Consider the following 4,196-nt stretch of genomic DNA (forward strand, 5'->3'; position numbering starts at 1 on the left):
CGGCCGCCATCGCCGCCGCGGGCGGCACGCTCTTCGGGCTGCCCAGCTCGCATGCCGAATCCCCGGCCCCGGAAGCCGCGCCGCCCGCGGTGCCCGTCTCGGTGGCCGCCGTGCTGCAGCAGGAGATCGCGCTGTGGGACGAGTTCTCGGGCCGGCTCGAAGCCGTGCAGCGCGTGGACATCCGCCCGCGCGTGGGCGGCGCCGTGCAGGCCGTGCATTTCCGCGAAGGCTCGCTGGTCAAGCAGGGCGACCTGCTGGTCACCGTGGACCCCGCGCCCTACGCCGCCGAGGTGGACCGCGCCGAGGCCCAGGTGGTCGCTGCGCAGGCCCGCGTGTCCTACACCCGCAGCGAAATGGAGCGCGCGACGCGCCTGTGGGAAGAGCGTGCCATCGCCCAGCGCGAGCATGACGAACGCATGAATGCCCAGCGCGAGGCCGACGCCAACCTGCGCGCCGCGCAGGCCGCGCTGCAGACGGCGCGCCTGAACCTGGGCTACACCCAGGTGCGCGCCCCCGGTCGCGGGCCGCGTGGGCCGCATCGAGGTCACCGTGGGCAACCTGGTGGCCGCGGGCGCCGGCGCGCCGGTGCTGACCACGCTGGTGTCGGTGAGCCCGATCTACGCGAGCTTCGACACCGACGAGCAGATCGTGGCGAAGGCGCTGGAGGGCCTGCGTTCGGGCAAGAGCGCGCGCACCCTGATCGAGAGCATTCCGGTGCAGATGGGCACGGGCACCGCCGGCGCACGCCGCACACCGGGCACCTGCAGCTCATCGACAACCAGGTGGATGCCCGCAGCGGCACGGTGCGCGTGCGCGCCGTGTTCGACAACGCCGATGGCGTGCTGATGCCCGGCCAGTTCGCGCGCATCCGCATGGGCCAGGTCAAGAACACCCAGGCCGTGCTCATCAACGAGCGCGCCGTGGGCACGGACCAGAACAAGAAGTACGTGATGGTGGTGGGCGAGGGCAACAAGGCCGAGTACCGCGAGGTGCAGCTGGGCGCGCCGGTGAACGGCCTGCGCGTCGTCACCTCGGGCCTGAAGGCCGGCGAACGCATCGTCGTCAACGGCCTGCAGCGCGTGCGCCCCGGCGCCCAGGTCGCCCCCCAGGACGTGCCCATGACCGCCAAGGCCGGCATGGCCGGCGATGGCGCCGAGGCCCGCGCCGCCGCCAAGCAGCCCGCGGCGTGATCGCGGAGCGCACCGAAAGAACACCATGAATCTCTCCCGCTTCTTCATCGACCGCCCCATCTTCGCCGGGGTGCTGTCGGTGCTCATCTTCCTGTCCGGGCTGATCGCGCTGCGAGCGCTGCCCATCTCCGAGTATCCCGAGGTGGCGCCGCCCTCCGTGGTGGTGCGTGCCCAGTACCCGGGCGCCAACCCCAAGGTGATCGCCGAGACCGTGGCCACGCCGCTGGAGGAATCCATCAACGGCGTGGAAGGCATGCTCTACATGGGCAGCCAGGCCACGACCGATGGCGTGATGACGCTGACCGTCACCTTCGCGCTGGGCACCGACCCCGACAAGGCGCAGCAGCTGGTGCAAAACCGCGTTTCGCAGGCCGAGCCACGCCTGCCCGAGGAAGTGCGCCGGCTGGGCGTCACCACGGTCAAGAGCGCACCCGATCTGACCATGGTCGTGCACATGGTCTCGCCCAACGGCCGCTACGGCATCGACTACCTGCGCAACTACGCCGTGCTGAATGTGAAGGACCGGCTCGCCCGCATCCAGGGCGTGGGCCAGGTGCAGATCTTCGGCGGCGGCGACTATTCGATGCGCGCCTGGCTCGACCCGCAGAAGGTCGCGCAGCGTGGCCTGTCGGCGGCCGACGTGGTGGCCGCCATCCGCGGCCAGAACGTGCAGGCCGCGGCCGGCGTGGTGGGCCAGTCGCCCGGGCTGCCCGGCGTGGACATGCAGCTGTCGATCAATGCGCAGGGCCGCCTGCAGACCGAAGAGGAGTTCGGCGACATCATCGTCAAGACCGGCAGCGACGGCGCGGTGACGCGCCTGCGCGACGTGGCCCGGCTGGAGCTGGGCGCGGCCGACTACTCGCTGCGCTCGCTGCTCAACAACGACCCGGCCGTGGGCATGGGCGTGTTCCAGGCGCCGGGCTCCAACGCGCTCGACATCTCGTCGAACGTGCGCAAGACCATGGCCGAGCTGCAAAAGAACATGCCCGAGGGCGTGGAATTCCGCATCGCCTACGACCCGACGCAGTTCGTGCGCGCCTCCATCAAATCCGTCATCCAGACCCTGCTGGAAGCCGTGGCGCTGGTGGTGATCGTGGTGATCCTGTTCCTGCAGACCTGGCGCGCCTCCATCATTCCGCTGCTGGCCGTGCCGGTGTCGGTGGTGGGCACGTTCGCGGTGCTGCACCTGCTGGGCTTTTCGATCAACGCGCTGTCCCTGTTCGGGCTGGTGCTGGCCATCGGCATCGTGGTGGACGACGCCATCGTGGTGGTGGAGAACGTGGAGCGCAACATCGAGGCGGGCCTGACCCCGCGCGAAGCCACCTACCGCGCCATGCGCGAAGTGTCCGGTCCCATCATCGCCATCGCGCTGGTGCTGGTGGCGGTGTTCGTGCCGCTGGCCTTCATCAGCGGGCTCACGGGGCAGTTCTACCGCCAGTTCGCGGTGACCATCGCGATCTCCACGGTGATCTCGGCGATCAACTCGCTCACGCTGTCGCCCGCCCTGAGCGCGCTCTTGCTCAAGGGCCACCATGAACCGAAGGATGCGTTGACGCGCGGCATGGACAAGGTGCTGGGCGGGTTCTTCCGCCGCTTCAACAGCGTGTTCCACCGGGGCTCCGAGGCCTACAGCGGCGGCGTCAAGCGCGTCATCGGCCGCAAGGCGCTGATGCTGGTGATCTACGCCGCGCTGGTGGCCGCGACCTGGGGCCTGTTCAAGGTCGTGCCCGGCGGCTTCGTGCCGGCGCAGGACAAGCAGTACCTGGTGGGCTTCGCGCAGCTGCCCGACGGTGCCACGCTGGACCGCACCGAGGACGTGATCCGCCGCATGGGCGAGATCGTCAAGAAGAACCCGAACGTGGAAGACGCCATCGCCTTCCCGGGGTTGTCGATCAACGGCTTCACCAACAGCTCCAATTCGGGCATCGTGTTCGTCACGCTCAAGCCCTTCGCCGAGCGCGGCCGCGCGGACCAGAGCGGCGGTGCCGTCGCGGGCCAGTTGAACCAGGCCTTCGGCAGCATCCAGGATGCGTTCATCGCCATGTTCCCGCCGCCCCCGGTGGCCGGCCTGGGCACGACGGGCGGCTTCAAGCTGCAGATCGAAGACCGCGCCTCGCTGGGCTACGAGGCCATGGACGCCGCCGTGAAGGCCTTCATGGGCAAGGCGTACCAGACGCCGGAACTCGCCGGCCTGTTCACGAGCTGGCAGGTCAACGTGCCGCAGCTGTACGCCAACATCGACCGCACCAAGGCGCGGCAGCTGGGCGTGCCGGTGACGGACATCTTCGAGACGCTGCAGATCTACCTGGGCAGCCTGTACGCCAACGACTTCAACCAGTTCGGCCGCACCTACAGCGTGCGCGTGCAGGCCGATGCGGCCTTCCGGGCGCGTGCCGAGGACGTGGGCCTGCTCAAGGTGCGCTCCACCACCGGCGAGATGGTGCCGCTGTCGGCGCTGATGAAGATCGAGCCCAGCTTCGGGCCCGAGCGCGCCATGCGCTACAACGGCTTCCTGTCGGCCGACGTGAACGGCGGGCCCGCGCCCGGCTTTTCGTCGGGCCAGGCGCAGGCCGCCATCGAGCGCATCGCCGCCGAGACGCTGCCGCAGGGCATCGGCTTCGAATGGACCGAGCTGACCTACCAGGAAATCCTGGCTGGCAATTCCGCCGTGCTGGTCTTCCCCATCGCCATCCTGCTGGTGTTCCTGGTGCTGGCTGCGCAGTACGAAAGCCTCACGCTACCCATCGCCATCATCCTGATCGTCCCCATGGGCCTGCTGGCCGCGATGACGGGCGTGTGGCTGTCAGGCGGCGACAACAACGTGTTCACGCAGATCGGGCTCATCGTGCTGGTGGGGCTGTCGGCCAAGAACGCCATCCTGATCGTGGAGTTCGCCCGCGAACTGGAGTTTGCCGGCCGCACGCCGGTGCAGGCCGCCATCGAGGCCAGCCGCCTGCGGCTGCGCCCCATCCTGATGACGTCGCTGGCGTTCGTGATGGGCGTGCT

2 protein-coding genes are annotated in these 4,196 nt (G+C 69.4%); both read left to right on the top strand.

Annotated features, from left to right (window positions below):
- Nucleotides 1-1,190 (top strand): efflux RND transporter periplasmic adaptor subunit (locus AC27KI_RS19870; protein ID WP_487115426.1); only part of this gene is annotated, 1,190 nt, incomplete at its 5' end.
- A 25-nt stretch (nucleotides 1,191-1,215) separates the two neighbouring features.
- Nucleotides 1,216-4,196 (top strand): efflux RND transporter permease subunit (locus tag AC27KI_RS19875; protein WP_487115428.1); only part of this gene is annotated, 2,981 nt, incomplete at its 3' end.

It is taken from the genome of Acidovorax sp. KPB24-03 (assembly GCF_057546605.1).